Here is a 19,651-nt window from a genome sequence, read left to right as displayed (position 1 = left end):
CTTGCCCTGATGGCTGACGGGATGCTGGGATAGCTCGGGTCAAGGCGTGCCTAACCGGCGCCCAGGGCGGTTCTGGAAGCTCGTGGGATTTACAATTCTGATCAATGGTCTGTTCCTTCTGTTTATTCGTATTATCTTCTACGGATGAGATTATTGGGGCCCAGAGCATTTGCGTTTGAAGATACTTTTTTGCTGGTTTCTATAAGTAATTTCTGGAAGGACATGGAGTCAGATGGATATGAAGATTGTTGATCCTGCAGGCGGAGGCGTTGCGGAGATTACAGGTTCGGGCGTCCTGGATGGTCCTCTATATGGAGCGTCGTTTGGTAAGTCGGTGAAGCGGTTCTTTGCCAAGTATGCGAAGTTCGCGGGTCGCGCCTCGCGGAGTGAGTTCTGGTGGAGTCAGCTTTTCGTTTTCCTGGTGATGGTGGTCCCGTACCTCGTGACAACGGTCGGGCTCGTGGCCAGTATTGCCTGGGCTCAGCAGAACCCTAATGTGCAGTCCATGGGTTTCGATCCGGCCACCGGGCAAGAAGTGTTCTATGAGGCCCCTCCTGGGGTTGTGAACGCCCCGACTGGCAGTCTGATGGTAGTTGGATTCATTCTCGTCGCTGTTCTGGGGCTGGCCCTGTTAGTGCCTCAGCTGTCGTTGCTGTGGCGCCGACTGCATGATGCAAATCTGGCAGGTCCGCTCGCACTCGTTGGGCTTGTTCCACTCGTTGGCGGTCTGATTGTTTTCGTCCTGGCGTTGATGCCGACAAAGGCGGAAGGTCGGCGCTTCGACCCTCGCTGACGGGCGGGCATCAGAGGGGGAGTGTTGCTGGCCACTCTTTCGGCGACGGTGTTTGTGCCGAACGATCGGCTTCTGCTGGAAGTCGGGGTGTCAAAGGTCCACCGTGGGCCATATATGTCCTGATCGTGCTGGAAGTGGGGCTGCTCCTCTTGTTGCCCGCCCCGTGGCAGGGCCTCGCTCTGGTAAGCGTCCCTGTGTCGGCCATCGGTTACGTTATGGGCCGGGAGATCGCTGTCTGCAGTCCGCGGTGAGGGCGCGCCGCAACTCAGTATTGTGGCTCACTCGTACGGGAGTATCACTGCCGCGGTGGCCCTGACGCGGCCGGGTATCGAGGTGGATAACTTCGTCACTCTCGGCTCGGCAGGGCTGCCCGATAATGTCCATACCGCCGCTGACCTTAACGCAGGACACGTATACCCCGGTCATGCGCGCGACAAGATACCCGGCGAAACCGAAAGCGGGGACCAGTGGGCCTGGACTGGCCGGGAAGGGAGCCGTGACCACCACGTGAACCCGATCGAACCTGAGTTTAGTTCCCACGCCTTCGGCACTGATACCGGCGGCGACGCCCGGCAAACGGCGGGACTATCCCTTGCCCTGCGGATCAGGAACGCAGCGGCTATTGCCAGTGACAGTAGTGCCGAGATCGCCGGTATAAACCTGGAGAACCAGTCCATCGGGCCCGAAGCCGTTGGTTATGATGAGCTTGTTCGTGGCCGTTGATTGATCAAAGACCTTCACATCGTACCCGCGGGACTTGTAGAATTCCTCGACTTTTTGCCTGAGCACCTCGCGGTCCGTGACACTAAGGGGGCCTCTGGTCCTGGATCCGCCGAATTCTTTGCCGCTTCCAGTTCCCTGGAAGTTGCAGTAGCCACCTGCCGGAACATCCTTATTGGTCCAATCGCCCGGTGCCATCGCTTGGATCTCGTCGAGGAGTCCGAATAATTCGCTACTGGCTGCTTCTGGGGTCATCGTTGTTCCTGCTCCGCTGCTGGGAAGATTGCTCGTTGAAGTCGATTCTGAGGGTGAGGGGTTTGCCGTTTCACCATTGCTCTGTGGTGTGGAGAAGCATCCGGATACGAGCAGAAGGACCATGACGGCGGTGAAAACAGTTGCCGTTAGTCTTTGTCGGTTCAGCAATTGTGTCTCCTTCATTAGTGAGGCACCACAGGCTTCCCAGAGTTGGTCAGTCTATCTGTTAGGCCGAGCGAGACATTCGCTTGATTAAGGCTGGACTCGGTGCCTACGGAAGCGTATCCAAGTTTGCCTTCTGCCTGGAGCCAGCCGTGGTTTTCGGTTGGTAATGCTGACGCTTCGCCGGTTGTTCCGGTTCCGTCTGCTCCAAGCTGTGTCGCTCCGTACCCGGGTATGGGCACCGTGAACGATGGTCCACCTGGAGGAGCCTGAAACGTCTGGGTGTGGAAGCCCTGAATACGTTGCCTGCTCGCATTTCCAATTTCGGAGATATTGTCGACGGTGAATTTGGTTTGGTACACGTCGGCGCCAGGGTTCAAATGGAAGTCCTGCACGCCTGCTACACCCTTCAGTACGCCGATATCAGCATTGAGATTGACGCTGTCTACGGCCACACCTTCAACGGCGGCGGCCTGGGCCGTCAGCGTTCCGTAAGACAGAGCTGAAATGTTGTTGCTGGCTGTGTTTCCCAAACTGTTCTGAACGGCCGCGAGAGTGTTGATGTCCTTGCTCAGGAACGACCCGCCTGTCCGGGCATTGCCATCGTCGAAGACACCAGCCGCCGGGGCCGGTTCGAAAGCTAGCCATCCCACCACTGCCAACCGCGGAGGGTTTCCTGCCGTGGTCGAACTCAGCTCGGCAATGCGGTATTGCTCTCCGTATTGGCCATCGGCGGCCCGGACTAGATCCGGCATGCTCGTTGCCACCTTCGTGTCGACTCCCGGGACTTGGTAAGTGGTGACTTTGGCTGCATCGAGATCTCCCACACTGATGGCAGCGCCGGGCTGATTCAGATTGAGGCTGATTAGTTGCTTCTCAATTCCACTGCGGCCGGGCTCCATCGCACTCTTGACTCCTCTGAAGCGGTCGAGGTAGCCCGGCGTATTCAGCCATGCGGGTGGAGTCGGGCGAGTTCTTTGGCTGTCTCGCGCACGTAGACGTCGAATTCTTTCAGCATCTGCGTCAGTACCAGTCGGTTGGCCTGATTTCTTGCAGTGTAGGAAACCCCTTGAAGATTTCCGATGATCGCCGGGAACGTATTGATGAGGAGTTCCTGGGTTTCGCCGATGGTAACTTTGCCGGTGCCGGCATCTACTGTGTGGCCGAGGCTGGTCCACCATGCTGCGGTCACGGCAGGGTTGTATTCCTGGTTCTGCAGGAGTCCCTGGAGCCGTGCTTTGTTTGTAGGTACGGCGAGCCAGGTTGTCAGTTGCGCGGCGTTCAGGCCCGCGATGTCGTTCAAGCCGACTTGGTTTGGTGCTGCGTACTGGATGAAAAGCGCGTTGAGCATGCTGTCGGCTACGGCGCCGGCCCCTGCTGTTTCGAATGCGGTGGCGACCTGCTCTATCCAATCGGCATCTGCTGCGTTCGCGGCGAGGAGCCGCTCAAAACCAGCAAGAAAAGACTCAGCCTCGATGTTCACCCAGGAGCACGATGCTGTGAATGCGCTCCAGGCGTTTTTGACGCTGCTGAAGTGTGAGTTCAGGGTGTTCGTGGCGGTCCGGGACACTGTCGCGAAGCCGCGCAGTTTGCCTGGGTCAGCTGAGGTGGTTCCGGTTCCTGGTCCGCCGGCGAACCGGGGCCGGTTCCGCGGAGAAAACACCGCTGAAACAGCCGGTGGAGCGACCGGTGTGCTCTCGGGCATCGGGTCAAGGATCATGGTTGCGACTGTCGCGGATGCTTCCGCGATGTCACCGGAGAGCAGTTGCTGTTTGCGGATATTGTCGCGTTGCTGCCAGGCGTCTATGTTCTTTTGCCGGGCTTTCTCTTGCTGGGCGCTGTGTTACTGCTGGACAGGACCCGGGACATGAAGAAAGGCCCCGCCTCCCTCATAAACAAAGGGAAGCAGGGCCTTTCTCATTGGCGGTGACGGTGGGATTTGAACCCACGTTGGCTTTTACACCAAACAACATTTCGAGTGTTGCACCTTCGGCCGCTCGGACACGTCACCAACTGAAATAGGGTACCGGAGTTGGGCCCGGTTCCCCAAAACGAGGCCCCGAAACCCCAAGGAGGAACCAGCCAAAGGACCCGCGAAACCGCGCCAACTTCCATCCGGCGCGCCCCACAGATAGATTCGTAAGTACCATGACTATCTCGCACGAACATGTTCACGAAGCCCACGCCTACTGGGTCACGGAGTCCGGCGATGGTGAGCTGCGCCAAGAGGCCATCGCGACTCCAAAAGAAGGAGAAGCCCTGGTCAGGACCCTGTACTCCGGCGTCAGCCGGGGTACGGAGCGCGTGGTCCACGAGGGCCGCGTTCCGGAACGGGTGGCAGACCTGATGCAGGCCCCACATCAGGAAGGCGACTTCCCAGGTCCGGTGAAGTACGGCTACCTGAGTGTGGGGACAGTAGAGCAAGGGCCGGAAGATTGGCTAGGCAAAACAGTCTTCAGCCTGCACCCGCACCAAGACCTCTACGTCGTTCCCACGAGCAACCTCACCCCCATTCCCGCGGACGTCCCCGCCCGCCGGGCCGTCCTGACCGGCATCGTCGAGGTCGCCATCAATGCCCTCTGGGAAGCCGGACCGAGGCTGGGAGACCGGGTCGCCGTCGTCGGTGGCGGCCTGGTGGGCGGCGTCCTGGCGACGCTCCTGCGGAAGTATCCGCTCGGTCGCCTGCAGTTGGTGGATGCGGACCCGGAGAAGCGGAAACTCGCCGAAACCATACAAGTAGAGTTCGCCCATCCAACAGAAGCAAAGGACGACAACGACATCGTCTTCCACTGCTCCGCCTCCAACGAGGGCCTGAAGCTGAGCCTGCAACTGGCCGGCGACGACTCGGACGTGATCGAACTTTCCTGGTTCGCGGACAAGGAAGTCACCCTCCCGCTCGGCGAGGACTTCCATGCCCGCCGGCTGAACATCCGCTCCAGCCAGGTGGGTGCCGTGGCGCTGCCCAGAAGGCATCGGCGCACCAACGCCCAGCGGCTGCAGGAAGCAGCGAACCAGCTCAAGGATCCGGTGTTCGACACGTTCCTGACCAGCGAATGCCAGTTCCAAAACCTGCCCACCACACTCGCTAAATTGCTCGAACGGCCCGGCGGTTTCTGCCACGTGGTCGCCTACCCCACCCCGGAGGATTAATACATGTTCAGCCTGACCGTCCGACGCCATTTCATGGTTGCCCACAGCCTTCCCCGCGAGGCGTTTGGCCCTGCGCAAGGCCTGCACGGGGCCACGTTCGTGGCCGAAGTCAGCTTCCGCCGCCAGGATCTCAACGACGACGCGATCGTCCTGGACATCGGCGCCGCGGGCGGCATCCTCGAGGAAATCCTTGAAGACCTGAACTACAAGAACCTCGACGAACACCCCGCGTTCGAGGGCAAGCTGTCCACCACCGAGGCCCTCGCAAAGCACATCGCAGACGCCATGGCCACCCGCATTCAGGACACCCAGGATGGCCCGGCGCTGAGCGGCATCGACGTCGTCCTCCGCGAAAACCCCGACGCTTGGGCGGGCTACTCGCTGGAGCTCCCGGCCAAGTAAGTGCACCTCCGATTCCTTGTCCCCGGCAACGTCCGGCACGGCTCCGGCGGCAACAAGTACAACGCCAAGCTCGCCGAACACCTGACGGCCCTCGGCGCAACGGTTGAGACAGTAACCGTCGACGGCGATTGGCCGGTTGGCAGCACAGCGGACCGGCGGCGGTTCGCCCAGGCGCTCGACGGCGGCACAACAGTGGTTGCCGACGGCTTGGTGGCGAGCGGCGCACCGGATGAAATCGCCGGTGCCGCAGGTAAGGGAACCAAGGTGTGGATCCTCTCGCACATGGCGTTGACGGCCCACCACGATCTCGAGGCGAAGGCCCTGGCCGCCGCGACCGGGATCATCTGTCCAAGTCTTCACTCGCAAGCCCAATTACAGGCTCGGCACGGGATGTTGGACATCGTGGTGGCCACGCCGGGCGCGGAACCAGCAGACGTCAGCGCAGGTTCACAGCCCAAGCACATCGTTGCTGTCGCGGCGTTGCTGCCCAACAAGGACCAAACACACTTGGTGGAGGCTCTCAGCCAGATAAAGGACCTGCCCTGGACCGCAGCCCTCATCGGCTCGGAGGAAGCAGACCCGGCGTACGCCGCTGAGGTGAGGGCCGCCGTCGAACATCACGCGCTGCAAAACCGCATCCGTGTCACTGGCGAGTTGACTGGAACACCTCTCCAGGAGCAGTGGCACAAGGCAGACCTCAGTGTCCTGATCTCCAAATCCGAGTCCTTTGGGATGGTGGTGACGGAGTCGCTGGCCCATGGTGTCCCGGTCCTTGTCCGGCAAGGGACAGGTGCCGTGGAGGCGTTGGGCGATACCGGAGCTGGTGAGGCGCTGGACCTCAGCGACGCCAACAGCCTGACAGTGACTCTCCGGACTTGGCTCACCGACGCAACCTTGCAACAGCGCTGGCGCAGCAACGCAATCCAAGCCCGTCACCACCTCCACGGCTGGGACACTACAGCCCGGACTGTCCTCAAAGCGCTTGAGCGTCCGCCGAGATGACAGTTAATGACAATCCCGAGCGACCGGATTGTCATTAACTGCCATCTCGCGATGCCCACCAGTGCAGAATGGGGCCATGACCAGTATCGCGCCTGCCGCAGACACCCTGACCCCTGAACGGCTCCGGGCCTGGGCCTGGCACAAGCAAGGCCTGGATGGTTCGCTCCAAGGCAAGACCTCAGAGGAAGTCTTGGACCACGCCGGTTGGGCCCGATCCGTAGGCGGCGCCAACCCGTACCTGACGCTGTTCGCCAGGGCAGGAATCAGCCGCGAACAAGCGGACAAGGATGTCAAAGCGCTCAGAATTCACGAACTCCCCACCGCCCGCGGATGCACCTACGTCCTGGGCCAGGGCGACTATGCGTGGGCTCTCCAGATCGGCCGCGACGCCGCTATCGCCCCGTTCAAGGTGTTGGCGAGGCTCGGCGTGGAACGCGGCGAGATCACCCTCCTGGAAGGCGAAGTGGAGCACGCCCTCAAAGAGTCCAGTGAACCCATGGATCCCAAACAGCTCAGGGACGTGCTGGGCGATTCGGTTCGCAGCCTGGGCGAGGAAGGCAAGAAGAAGGGCGCGTCCACCACGCTGCCCACCGCCTTGGGACTCCTCCAAGCCGAGGGCCGCATCCGTCGGGTCCCCATCAACGGCCGCCTGGACCAACAGCGCTACGCCTACACGAATTGGGGCCTTTCGCCAAGCGATATGGACGACGACGGCGCCCGCCGCCTGCTGCTGGAGCGGTACTTGCGCTGGACTGGGGGAGCGACCTTCAAGCAGACCCAGTGGTTCACTGCCTTCACGGTGGCCCAGAGCAAGGCAGCGCTCGCCGCCATTGGTGCCATGGAGGTGACCACAGCCAGTGGCGACGTGCTGTGGATGCTGCCCGCCGACGTCGAACGTTTGGCCGACTTCGAAGAGCCGGGCGAAGAGCAGATCCAGCTGCTGGCCGGGACGGATTCACTGGTCCTCCACAGGCGGAACTCCGCGGACATGTTCGCCGACGCGGACAAGGGCAAGAAGGTCCTGGACACCACTTTGGCGCTTCAGGCCGACCTGCCGGACCACCCCATCCTGGATCGCGGGCGGATCATCGGACTCTGGCAATACGATCCCGGCGAGGAACGGATCGCGGCGTGGACTTTTGAGGCTCCCACCGCAGCTGTGAGCCAAAGGATCGCGCAGGTGGAGGCCTGGATCCGAGATGAACTCGGCGATTTCCGTTCGTTCAGCCTGGACTCCCCGGCATCACGGCAGGTCCGGATAGGCGCCTTGGACGCGGCGGCAGGGCGCTGATGCTTGCAGTGACCCAGCTCAGCCCGAACCGTACGGCCGCGTGATCGCCTCCAGGAAATGCCCGTCCGGGTCGGCGAAATAGATGCCGCGGCCGCCGTCGTTGTGGTTGATCTGTTGCGCGCGGGAACGGGCGGGGTCGGCCCAGTAGGGCACATGTTCCGCGGTGATCCTGAGGAAGATCTGGTCGAACTCTTTTTCACTGACCAGGAAGGCGTAGTGCTGGGGAGCTATCTCTCCGGACGCCTCAAGAAAGTCCAAGGTGACGCCGTTTTCCAAGGACACCGTGACGAAGGACCACATGGGCTGCGGCGCCGGGAGCCCGAAGATCCGGGCAAGGAACTCTGCGGATCGCTGCTTGTCCGTGGCGTAGACGATGGTGTGATTGAACGAAACTGTCATGGCTTGCTCCCGTGAAGGAAGGGATCAGGATGGGCGGTGCTCCACAGCGTGCTCCGCTGCCGTGTGCTCCACTGCGGGGGCACGGTGCGAGGCAAAGAAGTCCTTGAGGAGAGCCGCGCATTCTTGCTCGCGAACCCCTGCGTAGACCTCCACCCAGTGATTGAGGCGGCGCTCGCGGAGGATATCGAATACAGATCCCACCGCTCCTGCCTTCTCGTCCCACGCGCCAAAAACGACGCGGGGAATACGGGCCAGGACAATCGCCCCGGCACACATGGCGCACGGTTCAAGGGTGACCACCAGCGTGCAGTCTTCCAACCGCCAACCGTCGCCGTCCGTGCCGGTTTCAGCGGCCCGGCGACGCAGCGAAACCGCCGCCTGACGGATCGCCACCACCTCGGCGTGGGCGGTCGGGTCCCCATGCGCCTCGCGTTCGTTGCGACCGGAACCCAGCACGCCGCCGTCGGGCCCCAGGACGACGGCGCCGATGGGCACGTCGTCCGTTTTCAACGCCAGCCGGGCCTCGTCCAGGGCAAGGCCCATCCAGGCCAGGTGATCTGCGTGATACGGCTCGGTGGCGCTCATGTCTCAATGATAGTTTTGGGGGATGCGCACACTCGTCGTGGACCACCCGCTGGTCGCTCACAAGCTCACCGTTCTGCGGGACAAGAACACCCCTTCACCGGTCTTCCGGCAACTCACTGAAGAACTCGTCACCCTCCTGGCCTATGAGGCAACCCGCGAGGTCAAGACGCAGCCGGTAGAGATCGAGACCCCCGTCACCAAGACCATCGGAACGGCTTTCACCAAGCCCACACCGTTGGTAGTGCCCATCCTGCGCGCCGGACTGGGCATGCTGGAGGGCATGACCAAGCTGGTTCCCACCGCTGAGGTCGGTTTCCTGGGCATGGCCCGCGACGAAGAAACCCTGGACATCATCACCTACGCCGAGCGCCTCCCCGAGGACCTCACCGGCCGCCAGATCTTCGTCCTTGACCCCATGCTTGCTACCGGCGGCACCCTCCGCGAGGCCATCAAGTTCCTCTTCAAGCGCGGCGCATCGGACGTCACCTGCATCTGCCTGCTGGCTGCCCCGGAGGGACTGGCAAAGCTGGAAGAAGAGCTCTCGGACGCCAACGTGAACATTGTCCTCGCCTCGATCGACGAGAAACTCAACGAAAAGTCCTACATCGTCCCGGGCCTCGGCGACGCCGGAGACCGCCTCTACGGCGTGGCCGGCTGACACAACCCCTACCGGTTTCCGGTCCGCGCCGCTAGCCTGTGGCGCATGGACTGGAAACTTGAACTGGTATTTGTCCCTGTCTCCGACGTCGATCGCGCGAAGGATTTCTACGTCAACAAGGTTGGCTTCAACGCCGACTACGATGAGCGTCCCACCGACGGCATCCGTTTCGTGCAACTGACCCCGCCGGGTTCGGCGTGTTCCATCGCCATTGGTGAGGGGCTGAACGACGCGCCTCCGGGCACAGCACCAAGCCTGCAGATCGTGGTGGCGGACATCATCAAAGCACACGAGCAACTCAAGGCCAACGGTGTGGATGTCAGTGACGTCGACATCCAGGATTGGGGCCACTTCGTGTACTTCGCGGATCCGGACGGCAACAAGTGGGCGCTCCAGTACCTGCCGCAAAGGCCCAACGGCTAAGTCACACTCATGCACCGCAGCACGGTAGTGCGGCAGGATGGACCCATGAGCCATTCTGCTGCACATGCTGCCACTGAACCGCCGGTAATCACCGTCCGCGCCGTCCTCTTCGACATGGACGGAACACTGGTTGATTCCACGGCGATCGTGGAACAGGTGTGGCTGGAGTTCGCCGAACGCTACGGCTTGGACTACAACGAGATCCTCCGCACCTCCCACGGCGTCCAAGCGGGAGACACTGTGCGCCGTTATGCGCCTGAAGGTGCCGACTTTGACGCGCTGACCGCCGAACTCGGTGAGATGGAGCGCACCCGGACGGACGGCGTGATCGCGCTTCCCGGCGCTGAAACCCTGCTGGCGGGACTGCCCGATGATGCGATCGCCCTGGTCACTTCAGCGGACCGCATCCTCGCAGAAATCCGGATGAAGGCGGCCGGGCTCCCGATGCCCTCCACTACGGTCACCGCCGAGTCCGTCACGCGTGGCAAGCCGCATCCGGAGGGGTACCTCAAAGCGGCGGCGCTGCTGGGAGCCGATCCGGCCGACGTCGTGGTTTTCGAAGACGCACCGGCAGGTATCGCGGCTGCACGTGCCGCGGGCATGCGGACGGTTGTGGTGGGCAAGGCCGCTGCCAGGCACAATGCGGACCTTGAAGAGGGCATGTGGCGGATCCCGGACTACTCGGCCGTGACGGTCACCGCAGTGAAGGATGACGACGGCGGTTACCTCCTCACGCTCACTCTTTAGTACTGTTCGGCCCGGTCTGTTCCCGCCGGTAAACCGGGAGTACGCTGTGCGCATGTCTGCGATGCCGGAGGCCTACGGTGCTGCACTGGAACGGGCCATGGTCCATGCCGGTGCTTGGCTCACGTCAGTGCCCACTCGTCCCGTCCGCCCTTCATCCGACGCCGACCAGGTGGCCAAAAGCATCCTGCGGAGCCTGCCCGATGAGGCCACCGACGCCGCCGAGGTAGTGGACGAGCTCGCCGCCTTGGCTGAGCCCGGCCTCATGGCCATACAGTCCGGTCGGTTCTTTGGGTGGGTCATGGGCGGGACTTTGCCCGCGGCCATGGCCGCCGACTGGCTCGTCTCGGCCTGGGACCAGAACACGGGGCTTCGCTTCGCGACGCCAGCGGCTGCTGCCATCGAGGAATCCGCAGCCGCCTGGCTGCTGGACCTTCTTCACCTTCCCCCAACTGCCGACGTCGGATTCACCACTGGCGCTACCACCGCCAACTTCGTGGGGCTGGCAGCGGGACGCCAGTATCTGATGGACGAGGCAGGCTGGGACCTGGAGTCACTGGGCCTCAACGGCGGGCCACGCATTACGACCTTTGCGGGCAGGGAACGCCACGCTGCAGTGGACCTGGCGTTGCGGTACCTGGGTTTGGGTGCGTGCGTCCCCGTTGACGCCGACCGACAGGGCAGGATCCTCCCAGATGCCCTGGCGGCAGCCATGGATGAGCAGCCCGGTCCATCGTTGGTCTGCCTTCAGGCCGGCAACCTGCACTCCGGCGCCTTCGATCCCATGGAAGAAGCCATCGCGGTGGCCCACGACCGTGGAGCATGGGTCCATGTTGACGGTGCTTTCGGCTTGTGGGCTGCCGTAAGCCCCACCTTGAGAGAGCGCCTGGCCGGCGTGGAGGATGCCGACTCCTGGGCAACGGACGCCCACAAAACCCTGAACGTGCCTTACGACTGCGGATTGGCGATCGTCTCACGGCCGGAGTCACTCCGGCGTGCCTTCAGCGTCCACACCAGCTATCTGATTGCCACTGAAACCAGCCTGGGCGATCCTTTGGAGAAGGTCCCGGAGATGTCGCGCCGGGCACGCGGCATCCCAGTGTGGGCGGCCTTGCGGCAGCTGGGCCGGTCCGGGGTGATCTCCATGGTGGAGCGGCTCGCTGCCAATGCCCGTGCTTTGGCCGAGGGACTGGCCGCGATCCCGAGGGTGGAAGTCCTCAACGATGTGGTGTTTACCCAGGTCTCGGTGAGCTTCGGCAGCGACGACCGCACCCACAGGATCACGCAGCGGCTCATGAACGAAGGTGCGGTGTGGATGTCCGGCTCTTCATGGCGTGGCCGGGAGATCCTCAGGATTTCGGTGAGTAACTGGACCACGGACGCGGCGGATGTGGCGGCGTCCATCGCCGCGGTCCGGGGCGCGGTTGAGGCGGAACCGGAAGGGTAGGCCGCCCGGATCCGGGTGCGAGAACTGGGACTTAGCTGCGGGCCTTTTGCAGGTAGCCCATAAGCCCAGCCATTTGTTCCGCGCTCCAGGGCAGCCCCGCGCTGATCGATTGGCTGTTCTCCTGCCACGCGGCACGGGCTGCAACTTTGGTGTCTTCGCCGGAGTGGAACATGGATCCGATGCCATCCCATGAGCGGACCCATTCCTGGACTGCCGGGTCTGAAACAGCGGTATCTGCCTGGACGTATCCCAGGCCTTCCTCCACGAGTTCGGCGAACCTCGTCTTTGCGGCTTCGATTTTTTCGGCGCCGAGTTCGTCGCGCTTATCCGCGAGCTGCTGCTGTTGTTCCGGGGTGAAGTGGTTGTCGAGCACTGCGATCATCTCCAAAGTGGTCAGGAATTGTTCGGATGTGGGCATGGCGGGTCCATCGATCTGCATCAGGAGATCCCCCAGGCGGTTCTGAAGGGCCTGGACCTGTTCGGCATGTTTCCGGATGTGGGCCAATTGCTCCTGCAACAGGTTCCGGAGGGATGTGGGATCGTCCGCGGGATTTTCCAAGGCTGCGCCTATCGACGCCAGCGGCAGGCCCAGCATTTGCAGCGCCTTGATGCGGTAGAGCCGCCGAACGTCGCCCTCGCCATAGCGCCGATGCCCGGCCGCTGTCCGTTCGCTCGCGGACAGCAGCCCGATCCCGTCATAGTGGTGCAGCGTGCGGACACTGACGCCACATGCCGCGGCCAGTTCGCCCACGCTCCACGGTCCGTTGCCCGTTGTTCCCGTCATGGGTATAACGCTAGATCGTCACGTAACGTCAGGTGCAAGGCCTCACTCGGGAAGTTCATACACCGTGGTTCCACCGATCGTTTGCGCCTGGTAGTTGGCGGCCACCCAGGTTGCGATCTCGCTGGCGGCATCCGAGCCACCGTTGCCTTGCATGAGGCGTCCGGCAATGAAGTAGTGGATCTTGCCGTCGGCCACGAGCTGCTGGAATTGCGCCAAGGTAGGAGAGGGATCCGTGCCGTTGAACCCGCCGACAGCCATCACTGGCAAACCCGTGGCCAGTTGGTAGCCCGCAGCATTGTTCGAACCCACGACGGCGGCCGCCCAGGTGTAGTTGCCGGCGTCGGCTTTGAGGGCGGTCACCAACTCGGACGACGGCGTGGTGGCCGTCAGCAAACCGCCCATTCCGCCGGCTTGCCCGCCGGCCTGCCCGCCGCCACCGGCGAAGGCCTGCTGGCTTGTACCCTGCTGCCCAGCACCCTGCGTGGTTGGTCTCCGGACACCTTGAGCCGCGGCGTTTCGGCCTTGGCCCGGGCCAAATCCGGCGGTGGTGGCCGGTCCGGCGGTCACGATCGCGCCAGTGTGCGGCACAGCGGCCGTCGCCACCGAGTAGGCCAGCGGTCCGGCAAGGGACACCGCTACGGCGAGTCCCGCCGTCGTGCGTGTTACCCAACGAGGTGTCCAGCGGCCGCTGAGCACAACGGCGGCGGCCAGCAACACTGCGCCCACCAGGACTACCCAGCGGAGCCACGGCAGGAAGCTGGGAGTGCGCACCAGAATGGCGAAGGCAGTGATTCCGGCAGCAAGGATCGCGGCCCCGAGCAGGAGGGCCAACGGCAACTGGGAACGCCGTTGCCACAACACAGCACCGCCCAGCCCCACCAGCCCGGCAATTCCCGGCGCGAGGGCCACCGAATAGTACGGGTGGATGATGCCCTGCATGTAGCTGAACACCAAGCCCGTGACCAGCAACCACGAACCCCACACCACAACGGAGGCCCGGACCACGTCCGTGCGCGGAGCCAGCCGCCCGAGCCAGAGCAGCGCACCGCCCAGGATCAACGCCGACGGGATCAACCAGGCAATCTGGCCGCCAAATTCCGTACCGAACATCCGGAGCAAACCAGGAGTGCCCCAACCGTTCCCGCCACCCCCGACACTCCCTGTTTCCTCGCCGTTGAGCCTGCCCAGTCCGTTGTAGCCGAACGTCAGTTCAAGGATTGAGTTGTTTTGCGAACCACCGATATACGGCCGCAGGTTTTCGGGCACAAGCTCGACGGCGGCAATCCACCACCCGGCCGATGCCACCAGCGCGCCACCGGCGGCCAGCAGATGGAGCAGCCGCCGGCCGGGCTTGGGGTGCGCCGCGACGAGGTAGGCGAGCGCGAACCCGGGAAGCACCAGGAGGACCTGGAGTTGCTTGGCCAGGAATCCGAAGCCCAGGAACACTCCCGCGAACACGAGCCACCGCAGCTTCTGCTCCTGAAGGGAACGGATCACGGCATACCCCGCTGCGGTCATCAGGAGGACCAGGAGCGCGTCGGGGTTGTTGAAGCGGAACATGAGCGTGGCCACGGGGGTGAGCGCCATGGTGGCTGCGGCGAGCAGGCCGGCCCGGTGGGCCAAACGTGCATTGCCGGTGGCAGGCAGGGCCGCGCGTCGGACGGCGAGGTAGAGGAGCCACGCGGTCGCCACCCCCATGAGTGCTTGCGGGACCAGGATGCTCCAGGAACTCAGCCCGAACAACCGCACCGACAAGCCGGTGATCCACAGGGCTGCAGGTGGTTTGTCCACGGTGATGGAGTTGGCGGCGTCCGAGGAACCGAAGAACCACGCTGTCCAATCCTGCGAACCAGCCTGGGCCGCGGCGGAGTAGAACGCGTTGGCCCAGCCGGAGGCCGCGAGTCCCCAGAGGTAGAGGACGGCGGTTCCGGCCAGGACAATCCCGAGTTCGATGCGGGGTTGGAGCTGTCCGCGGGTCTTGGCGCGGGTCTTGGCACGGGTCTTGGCCCGGGGATTGGTTTCGGGGCTCGTTCCCGCGCTCGCCGGCTCAACTGCCGCCGGGTTAACTGCCGCCGGGTTACCTGCTGCCCTCGGGGCCTCTGTGGGCGGTTGGAAGTACGTGGTCATTCTCAGTTCACCAGCTTGTAGACGGTGGTGCTGCCGACGGTCTGGGCCTCATAGTTCGCCGCCACCCAGGCTGCGACCTCGGAGTTGCCGCCACGGCCACCTCCAGCCATGCCTCCGCCACCCATGCCACCTCCGGCGATGAAGTAGCTGACTTGGCCGTTGTCCACCATCTCCTGGAACTGCGCCAGGGTGGGGTACGGGTCGCCGCCGTTCCACCCTCCGAGTGCGATCACGCTGGTGTTCGTCGCGAGTTCCAGGTCAGCAGCCTGGGTTGCTCCGGAGACGATCGCGGACCACTTGGTGGTGGTCGACTTCAGCAACGCCGTCAGTTCGGTGCTGGCTGTGCTTCCACCGCCAGGTCCGCCGCCGAGCCCGTTCTGCGTGGCTCCAGGATCCCGGGTCCGGCCGTCCGTTCCGGCCCGGGCACCAAAGCCACCGCTGGCCGCGCCGGCAGGTCCCGACGTCGGAATTGAACCGGAGTGGGGAGTCGCGGCGGTGGCGACGGTCCACGCGCCGGTCCCCAGTCCGCCCGCCAGCAACGAAACAACCACGACGGCGGCAGCAGGCAAACGCCGCAAGGTGCCCTTGAGCGTGGAGGCGCCAAGCTGATCGACGCGGAGCAGCAGGGCGAGGGCAGCGAGCACGCCGAGGACCACCACGGTGATCCGCAGCCACGGCAGCCACGCAGTGTCGCGTCCCAGCAGCACGGCAGACCAGAGCGCGCTTCCGAGAACCACCACGGCCAGGACGATCCGAGCGGCCCAGGAGGACCGGCCGCGCCACAGTTCAACGCAGCCAATGCCAACGAGCGCAGCGATGGCCGGTGCCAACGCAACGGCGTAGTACGGGTGGACGATGCCGCTCATGAAGCTGAAGATTCCAGCCGTTACCACCAGCCAACCACCCCACATCAGCAGGGCTGCGCGGCTCTTGGAGGTCCTGGCTTCGCGGCGGGTAAACCACAGCCCGGCGATGAGCAGGATCAGCGCCGCCGGCAGCAGCCAGGAGATTTCACCGCCGAAGCTCGTTCCGAACATCCGGTCCAACCCGGCGGCGCCACCGAAGCCTCCGTTGCCACCACCGGCGCCACCCGCACCGCCCGGCATGCCACCCGCACCGCCCGGCATGCCACCTGCCCCACCCTCGCCCGAACCGGTGATGCGTCCCAATCCGTTGTAGCCGAACGTAAGTTCAAGGAAGCTGTTGCCCTCCGAACCAGCCATGTACGGTCGGGCCGACGCAGGAGTCAGCTGGAAGATCGAAACGTACGTCCCGGCCACTGCCACGATCCCCGCAGCCGCGGCAAGGAGGTGCAGGACCCTGTTGCGGAGGGTCGTCGGGGCCGCCCACAGATAGGCGAGCGCGAGCCCGGGCACGATCAGGAAGCCCTGGAGCATCTTGGACAGGAACGCCAGGCCAATCACAGCGCCCGCGGCAGCCAGCCATTTCCAGCCCGCCTTTTCAATGGCGCGGGTGGTCAAATAGGCAGCCAGTACCAAGCAGAGGGTGAGCATTGCGTCGGGGTTGTTGAAGCGGAACATCAGCGCGGCCACAGGAGTCAGGGCCAGCGCGGCCCCGGCGATGAGACCCGCTGCGGGTCCGGACACGCGCTTGACCGCCAGATACAACAGTCCGACGGCGGCAACCCCCATGAGTGCCTGCGGAACCAACATGCTGGTGGGCGAGAAGCCGAAGATCCTGCCGGCGAGCGCGGGAATCCAGAGGGACGCTGGTGGTTTGTCCACTGTGATCGCGTTGCCGGCATCCAACGATCCGAACAGTAGCGCGGTCCAGTCCTTGGTGCCTGCCTGGATGGCGGCGGCATAGAAGGAGTTGCCGTAGCCGGTGGCCGCCAGGTTCCAAAGGTAGAGGAATCCCGTGGCCACCAAGAGTCCGAATGCCGAGGGGCGTACCCAGCGGGCCTGCCCGCCGAACAGGATCCCTTGGAGCCGCGATTGCGTTCGGTCGCTGCGCACAGGCTCGTTGCTTGCGGTCGTATTGCCTGGCTGGAGGGCTGTGATCATTTCGCTGCCACCTCGGTGGTCTTGTCGGTGATGGTGGTCGCGGGCGCAGCTGGCCGGCGGAAGACCCACAGCCGGAACAGCAGGAACCTGGCCACGGTTGCGGCGAGGTTGGCACCAACTACAGTGGCCACCTCAAGCCAGCGGTCCGGCGTCGTGGTTCCATGCACCAGGGCTAGCGCACCGGAGGTGAGCGCCAGGCCGATGCCGAACACGATCAGTCCCTCAAAGTGGTGCCGTGCAGCGTTTCCGCCGTGGATGCCGAAGGTGAAGCGGCGATTGGCTGCGGTGTTGGCGATCGCGGTGATGATCAGCGCCAGGAAGTTTGCCAGCTGCGGGTCCAGGAAGCCGCGGCAGAACAGGAAGATCAGCAGGTACGCCACCGTGGAGGCGGCCCCGATGAAACCGAAGCGGACCAGCTGTCCGAACAGGCTGGTGCGTGGCGTCGATTCGGAGGTACGCGAGGACGCCGGGAGGGGACCGCGGGCCAATGCTGCCCGGAGCTCGGGGACCGGGATGCGTCCTGTGACGAGGTCGCGCGTCAGGCGCGCCATGCCGCGGAGGTCGGCCACGGCGGTCCGTACGACGTCGACACTTGAGTTGGGATCGTCCGTCCAGTCGACGGGGACCTCGTGGACGCGCAGGCCGCAGCGTTCGGCCACGACGAGGAGTTCGGTGTCGAAGAACCAGGCGTTGTCCAGGGTGTGCGGCAGCAGTTGATGTGCCACGTCCGCGCGGATAGCTTTGAATCCGCACTGTGCGTCGGAGAAGCGTGCACCCATCAGGGTGTGCAGGAGGACGTTGTAGCTCCGGGAGACGAACTCGCGCTTGGGTCCGCGGACCACGCGGGACGTGCGGGCCAGCCGGGTGCCGATGGCCAAATCCGAATGGCCGGAGATCAAGGGCGCCAGGAGTGGCGCCAGCGCAGCGAGATCAGTGGAGAGATCCACATCCATGTACGCCAGGACCGGGGACGGCGAGGCCAGCCAGACTTGGCGGAGGGCGTTGCCGCGGCCCTTCTCCTCGAACCGCTTGACCGTAAGTTCGGGCAGCTCGCGGGCCATGCGCTCGGCGATCTTGAGCGTGCTGTCAGTGCTGGCGTTGTCCGCCACCGTAATGCGGAACGTATGCGGAAAGGTGTCCACGAGGTGGCCGTGGAGGCGACGCAGGCATTCCTCGAGGTCCTTTTCCTCGTTGTGGACGGGGATGGTGACGTCCAGGACGGGAACCGTGGTCCGGGTGTCCACGGGAGAGCGCCGCGGCTGCCGAAGGGGCAAGGCAGGAGCGGCGAAGTGCCCCGCGTGGGCGGGGTTCGGCAGCGCACTGGTGGCGGGATCGATGAGCGTCATGGATCCAGAGTGGGGCTGCCGATTGTGAGGGCTTTAGGCGGAAGCTGTGACGGGACTGTGACTGTGGCGGGTTCGTGGCTGTGACGGGTCCGGACACGCGAAAGCCGCCCCCGTTCCCGCTGTCCGCACCAGTTGGGGTTGGTGCGGAAGGCGGGACCGGGAGCGGCTGTTCGGAACTTTTTGGCTTAGTACCAGTTGTTGGCCAAGTGGAAGGCCAGGGCAGCCGACGGGGATCCGTAGCGTTCCTTGATGTAGTTCAGGCCCCACTTGATCTGGGTCTGGTAGTTGGTCTGCCAGTCAGCGCCGGCGCTCGCCATCTTGGAGGCAGGCAAGGACTGGACAATGCCGTATGCACCGCTGGAAGCGTTGGTTGCCGTGGTGCGCCAGTTGGATTCCTTCTCCCACAGGGCGTTCAGGGCTGTCATCTCAGAAGCACTCCAGCCATAGCTGCCAAGAATGCTGGCAGCGTAAGCCTTGGCGGCAGCGGGATCGTCAACTGCTACAGGAACAGCGGCAGCGGCTGCAGCCTGGGCGGCAGCGGCGTCGGCTGCTTGCTTGGCGGCGGCGTCAGCTGCGGCCTTTTCGGCTGCGGCTTGGTCTGCAGCGGCCTTTTCAGCAGCTGCCTGCGCAGCGGCGGCCTGGTCAGCAGCGGCTTTATCGGCGGCGGCCTTTTCAGCTGCAGCCTTGTCAGCGGCGGCCTTGGCGGCAGCAGCCTTTTCGTCCGCTGCCTTCTTGGCAGCAGCAGCCTTCTCATCGGCAGCCTTCTTGGCGGCCGCGGCTTCCTCAGCTGCCTTGTTGTTGCTGGTTTCGGCAGCGGTCCGGGCTTCAGCCACGCGGCTGGCCTCGGGAAGCGTAAGAGCGGCGTTGGCGGCGGTACCCAGTGATGCAACGCCCAGTGCGGCAGCGATAATGCCGGCCACAACGTTCATGCGGTTACGGGACTTGCCCTCGCGGGCGGCCTTCTTGAGGACGGACTGCGACTTGGTCAACGTGGATTCGTTCTGGTCGCGGTGACGCGCCGAAGGGCGCGTCTGATCGTTAAGTTCAGACATGTGTGATTACCTCTCAGCGCCTGCGGAGTTAGCTGTCGGGTTCGGATGAGGCCATCCGGCCGCGCGTCACGCTGCGGCTTCACCCCTAGGGCCGGCAAATGCCTGGGCCCGGAGACTCTGGGTCCCCCGTCTCTGCCTCGGAGTAGGAACGGACTCCGGGAAGTGGCAGAGCTCGGCGCATCCCGGATGTGGGCCATTTGGGGCGACCCACCCTTTCGACGGTACAGGAGGTTTCCGCAGAAGTCACATTTAGGTAACAGAGATCACGACGCCGGTGAGTCGCCTTG

Annotated in this window: 19 protein-coding genes, 1 tRNA gene, 1 pseudogene and 1 riboswitch; of the genes and pseudogenes, 10 read left to right on the top strand and 11 right to left on the bottom strand. The window is 63.9% G+C overall.

What is annotated here, in order from left to right:
* Positions 1–232 precede the first annotated feature (232 nt).
* The gene (locus tag PJL15_RS01880; RefSeq protein ID WP_281449513.1) at positions 233–793 is read left to right on the top strand and encodes a DUF805 domain-containing protein; all 561 of its coding nucleotides are present in this window, start codon (positions 233–235) and stop codon (positions 791–793) included.
* Between the two features lie 192 nt (positions 794–985).
* A pseudogene (locus PJL15_RS22680) lies at positions 986–1,210 on the top strand (alpha/beta hydrolase); the annotation flags it as partial.
* 168 nt (positions 1,211–1,378) lie between these two features.
* Here the strand turns inward: PJL15_RS22680 and PJL15_RS01875 are convergent.
* The 4 genes from PJL15_RS01875 to PJL15_RS01860 all read right to left on the bottom strand — a co-directional run bounded on the left by PJL15_RS01875 (position 1,379) and on the right by PJL15_RS01860 (position 3,941).
* Positions 1,379–1,951, bottom strand: a complete 573-nt coding sequence (locus tag PJL15_RS01875; protein ID WP_281449512.1) for a hypothetical protein — start codon at positions 1,949–1,951, stop codon at positions 1,379–1,381.
* Positions 1,951–2,832, bottom strand: a complete 882-nt coding sequence (locus PJL15_RS01870; protein WP_281449511.1) for an alpha/beta hydrolase — start codon at positions 2,830–2,832, stop codon at positions 1,951–1,953. Before PJL15_RS01870 ends, PJL15_RS01875 begins: the two co-directional genes overlap by 1 nt.
* A 44-nt stretch (positions 2,833–2,876) precedes the next feature.
* Positions 2,877–3,650, bottom strand: a complete 774-nt coding sequence (locus PJL15_RS01865; protein WP_281449510.1) for a hypothetical protein — start codon at positions 3,648–3,650, stop codon at positions 2,877–2,879.
* 201 nt (positions 3,651–3,851) lie between these two features.
* Positions 3,852–3,941 (bottom strand) — tRNA-Ser (locus tag PJL15_RS01860).
* A 137-nt stretch (positions 3,942–4,078) separates the two neighbouring features.
* Here PJL15_RS01860 and PJL15_RS01855 point away from each other — a divergent pair.
* The 4 genes from PJL15_RS01855 (at position 4,079) to PJL15_RS01840 (ending at position 7,775) form a co-directional block, all read left to right on the top strand.
* The gene (locus tag PJL15_RS01855) at positions 4,079–5,080 is read left to right on the top strand and encodes a zinc-dependent alcohol dehydrogenase (protein WP_281449509.1); all 1,002 of its coding nucleotides are present in this window, start codon (positions 4,079–4,081) and stop codon (positions 5,078–5,080) included.
* 3 nt (positions 5,081–5,083) lie between these two features.
* Positions 5,084–5,482 carry a 6-pyruvoyl trahydropterin synthase family protein gene (locus PJL15_RS01850; RefSeq protein WP_281449508.1) on the top strand — a complete coding sequence of 133 codons (399 nt, stop codon included), beginning with the start codon at positions 5,084–5,086 and terminating at the stop codon, positions 5,480–5,482.
* Positions 5,483–6,484 (top strand): glycosyltransferase family 4 protein, encoded by a 1,002-nt coding sequence (locus tag PJL15_RS01845; RefSeq protein ID WP_281449507.1) that lies wholly within the window; start codon positions 5,483–5,485, stop codon positions 6,482–6,484.
* A gap of 76 nt (positions 6,485–6,560) precedes the next feature.
* The gene (locus PJL15_RS01840) at positions 6,561–7,775 is read left to right on the top strand and encodes a DNA glycosylase AlkZ-like family protein (RefSeq protein WP_281449506.1); all 1,215 of its coding nucleotides are present in this window, start codon (positions 6,561–6,563) and stop codon (positions 7,773–7,775) included.
* Positions 7,776–7,793: 18 nt separating this feature from the next.
* Here the strand turns inward: PJL15_RS01840 and PJL15_RS01835 are convergent, their stop codons facing one another.
* A complete protein-coding gene (locus PJL15_RS01835; RefSeq protein ID WP_281449505.1) occupies positions 7,794–8,174 on the bottom strand; it encodes a VOC family protein in 381 nt (126 codons plus the stop codon).
* 24 nt (positions 8,175–8,198) lie between these two features.
* On the bottom strand, positions 8,199–8,759 hold the full coding sequence (locus PJL15_RS01830; RefSeq protein WP_281449504.1) for a nucleoside deaminase: 561 nt from the start codon (positions 8,757–8,759) through the stop codon (positions 8,199–8,201).
* Between the two features lie 22 nt (positions 8,760–8,781).
* Between PJL15_RS01830 and upp the strand changes: the two genes are divergently transcribed.
* Genes upp through PJL15_RS01810 form a run of 4 tightly spaced genes read left to right on the top strand, consistent with a single transcriptional unit; the run spans position 8,782 to position 12,031 of the window.
* Complete coding sequence (upp, locus tag PJL15_RS01825; RefSeq protein WP_026542238.1) at positions 8,782–9,417, top strand: uracil phosphoribosyltransferase; 636 nt, start codon at positions 8,782–8,784, stop codon at positions 9,415–9,417.
* Between the two features lie 45 nt (positions 9,418–9,462).
* The gene (locus PJL15_RS01820) at positions 9,463–9,840 is read left to right on the top strand and encodes a VOC family protein (protein ID WP_281449503.1); all 378 of its coding nucleotides are present in this window, start codon (positions 9,463–9,465) and stop codon (positions 9,838–9,840) included.
* A 45-nt stretch (positions 9,841–9,885) separates the two neighbouring features.
* The gene (locus PJL15_RS01815; protein WP_281449502.1) at positions 9,886–10,587 is read left to right on the top strand and encodes an HAD-IA family hydrolase; all 702 of its coding nucleotides are present in this window, start codon (positions 9,886–9,888) and stop codon (positions 10,585–10,587) included.
* Positions 10,588–10,639: 52 nt separating this feature from the next.
* A complete protein-coding gene (locus tag PJL15_RS01810) occupies positions 10,640–12,031 on the top strand; it encodes a pyridoxal phosphate-dependent decarboxylase family protein (protein ID WP_281449501.1) in 1,392 nt (463 codons plus the stop codon).
* Positions 12,032–12,062: 31 nt separating this feature from the next.
* Here PJL15_RS01810 and PJL15_RS01805 read toward each other — a convergent pair whose 3' ends face one another.
* The 5 genes from PJL15_RS01805 to PJL15_RS01785 all read right to left on the bottom strand — a co-directional run bounded on the left by PJL15_RS01805 (position 12,063) and on the right by PJL15_RS01785 (position 19,364).
* Entirely contained in the window at positions 12,063–12,815 is a 753-nt protein-coding gene (locus tag PJL15_RS01805) for a MerR family transcriptional regulator (RefSeq protein ID WP_281449500.1), read from the bottom strand.
* A 42-nt stretch (positions 12,816–12,857) separates the two neighbouring features.
* Positions 12,858–14,942, bottom strand: a complete 2,085-nt coding sequence (locus PJL15_RS01800; protein WP_281449499.1) for a glycosyltransferase family 39 protein — start codon at positions 14,940–14,942, stop codon at positions 12,858–12,860.
* Positions 14,943–14,944: 2 nt separating this feature from the next.
* Positions 14,945–16,966, bottom strand: coding sequence for a glycosyltransferase family 39 protein (locus PJL15_RS01795; RefSeq protein WP_281449498.1), 2,022 nt, complete (start codon positions 16,964–16,966; stop codon positions 14,945–14,947).
* On the bottom strand, positions 16,963–18,312 hold the full coding sequence (locus tag PJL15_RS01790; protein ID WP_281449497.1) for a glycosyltransferase: 1,350 nt from the start codon (positions 18,310–18,312) through the stop codon (positions 16,963–16,965). The genes PJL15_RS01795 and PJL15_RS01790 overlap by 4 nt, the downstream gene beginning before the upstream one ends.
* 185 nt (positions 18,313–18,497) lie before the next feature.
* Positions 18,498–19,364: a hypothetical protein gene (locus PJL15_RS01785; protein WP_281449496.1), complete on the bottom strand. Its 867-nt coding sequence runs from the start codon at positions 19,362–19,364 to the stop codon at positions 18,498–18,500.
* Positions 19,365–19,369: 5 nt separating this feature from the next.
* Positions 19,370–19,523, bottom strand: a riboswitch (cyclic di-AMP (ydaO/yuaA leader).
* Positions 19,524–19,651 lie beyond the last annotated feature (128 nt).

Source organism: Paenarthrobacter nitroguajacolicus, from assembly GCF_029952445.1.
GTDB classification, from domain to species: domain Bacteria; phylum Actinomycetota; class Actinomycetes; order Actinomycetales; family Micrococcaceae; genus Arthrobacter; species Arthrobacter nitroguajacolicus_B.
This window is presented reverse-complemented; position numbering and strand designations above follow the sequence as displayed.

Coding starts and splice junctions, on each gene's coding strand:
- PJL15_RS01805 (WP_281449500.1), bottom strand. CDS start 12,815: ATGACGGGAACAACGGGCAACGGACCGTGGAGCGTGGGCGAACTGGCC.
- PJL15_RS01815 (WP_281449502.1), top strand. CDS start 9,886: ATGAGCCATTCTGCTGCACATGCTGCCACTGAACCGCCGGTAATCACC.
- PJL15_RS01875 (WP_281449512.1), bottom strand. CDS start 1,951: ATGAAGGAGACACAATTGCTGAACCGACAAAGACTAACGGCAACTGTT.
- PJL15_RS01855 (WP_281449509.1), top strand. CDS start 4,079: ATGACTATCTCGCACGAACATGTTCACGAAGCCCACGCCTACTGGGTC.
- PJL15_RS01790 (WP_281449497.1), bottom strand. CDS start 18,312: ATGACGCTCATCGATCCCGCCACCAGTGCGCTGCCGAACCCCGCCCAC.
- upp (WP_026542238.1), top strand. CDS start 8,782: ATGCGCACACTCGTCGTGGACCACCCGCTGGTCGCTCACAAGCTCACC.
- PJL15_RS01795 (WP_281449498.1), bottom strand. CDS start 16,966: ATGATCACAGCCCTCCAGCCAGGCAATACGACCGCAAGCAACGAGCCT.
- PJL15_RS01835 (WP_281449505.1), bottom strand. CDS start 8,174: ATGACAGTTTCGTTCAATCACACCATCGTCTACGCCACGGACAAGCAG.
- PJL15_RS01785 (WP_281449496.1), bottom strand. CDS start 19,364: ATGTCTGAACTTAACGATCAGACGCGCCCTTCGGCGCGTCACCGCGAC.
- PJL15_RS01870 (WP_281449511.1), bottom strand. CDS start 2,832: ATGGAGCCCGGCCGCAGTGGAATTGAGAAGCAACTAATCAGCCTCAAT.
- PJL15_RS01840 (WP_281449506.1), top strand. CDS start 6,561: ATGACCAGTATCGCGCCTGCCGCAGACACCCTGACCCCTGAACGGCTC.
- PJL15_RS01800 (WP_281449499.1), bottom strand. CDS start 14,942: ATGACCACGTACTTCCAACCGCCCACAGAGGCCCCGAGGGCAGCAGGT.
- PJL15_RS01880 (WP_281449513.1), top strand. CDS start 233: ATGGATATGAAGATTGTTGATCCTGCAGGCGGAGGCGTTGCGGAGATT.
- PJL15_RS01820 (WP_281449503.1), top strand. CDS start 9,463: ATGGACTGGAAACTTGAACTGGTATTTGTCCCTGTCTCCGACGTCGAT.
- PJL15_RS01830 (WP_281449504.1), bottom strand. CDS start 8,759: ATGAGCGCCACCGAGCCGTATCACGCAGATCACCTGGCCTGGATGGGC.
- PJL15_RS01850 (WP_281449508.1), top strand. CDS start 5,084: ATGTTCAGCCTGACCGTCCGACGCCATTTCATGGTTGCCCACAGCCTT.
- PJL15_RS01810 (WP_281449501.1), top strand. CDS start 10,640: ATGTCTGCGATGCCGGAGGCCTACGGTGCTGCACTGGAACGGGCCATG.
- PJL15_RS01865 (WP_281449510.1), bottom strand. CDS start 3,650: ATGATCCTTGACCCGATGCCCGAGAGCACACCGGTCGCTCCACCGGCT.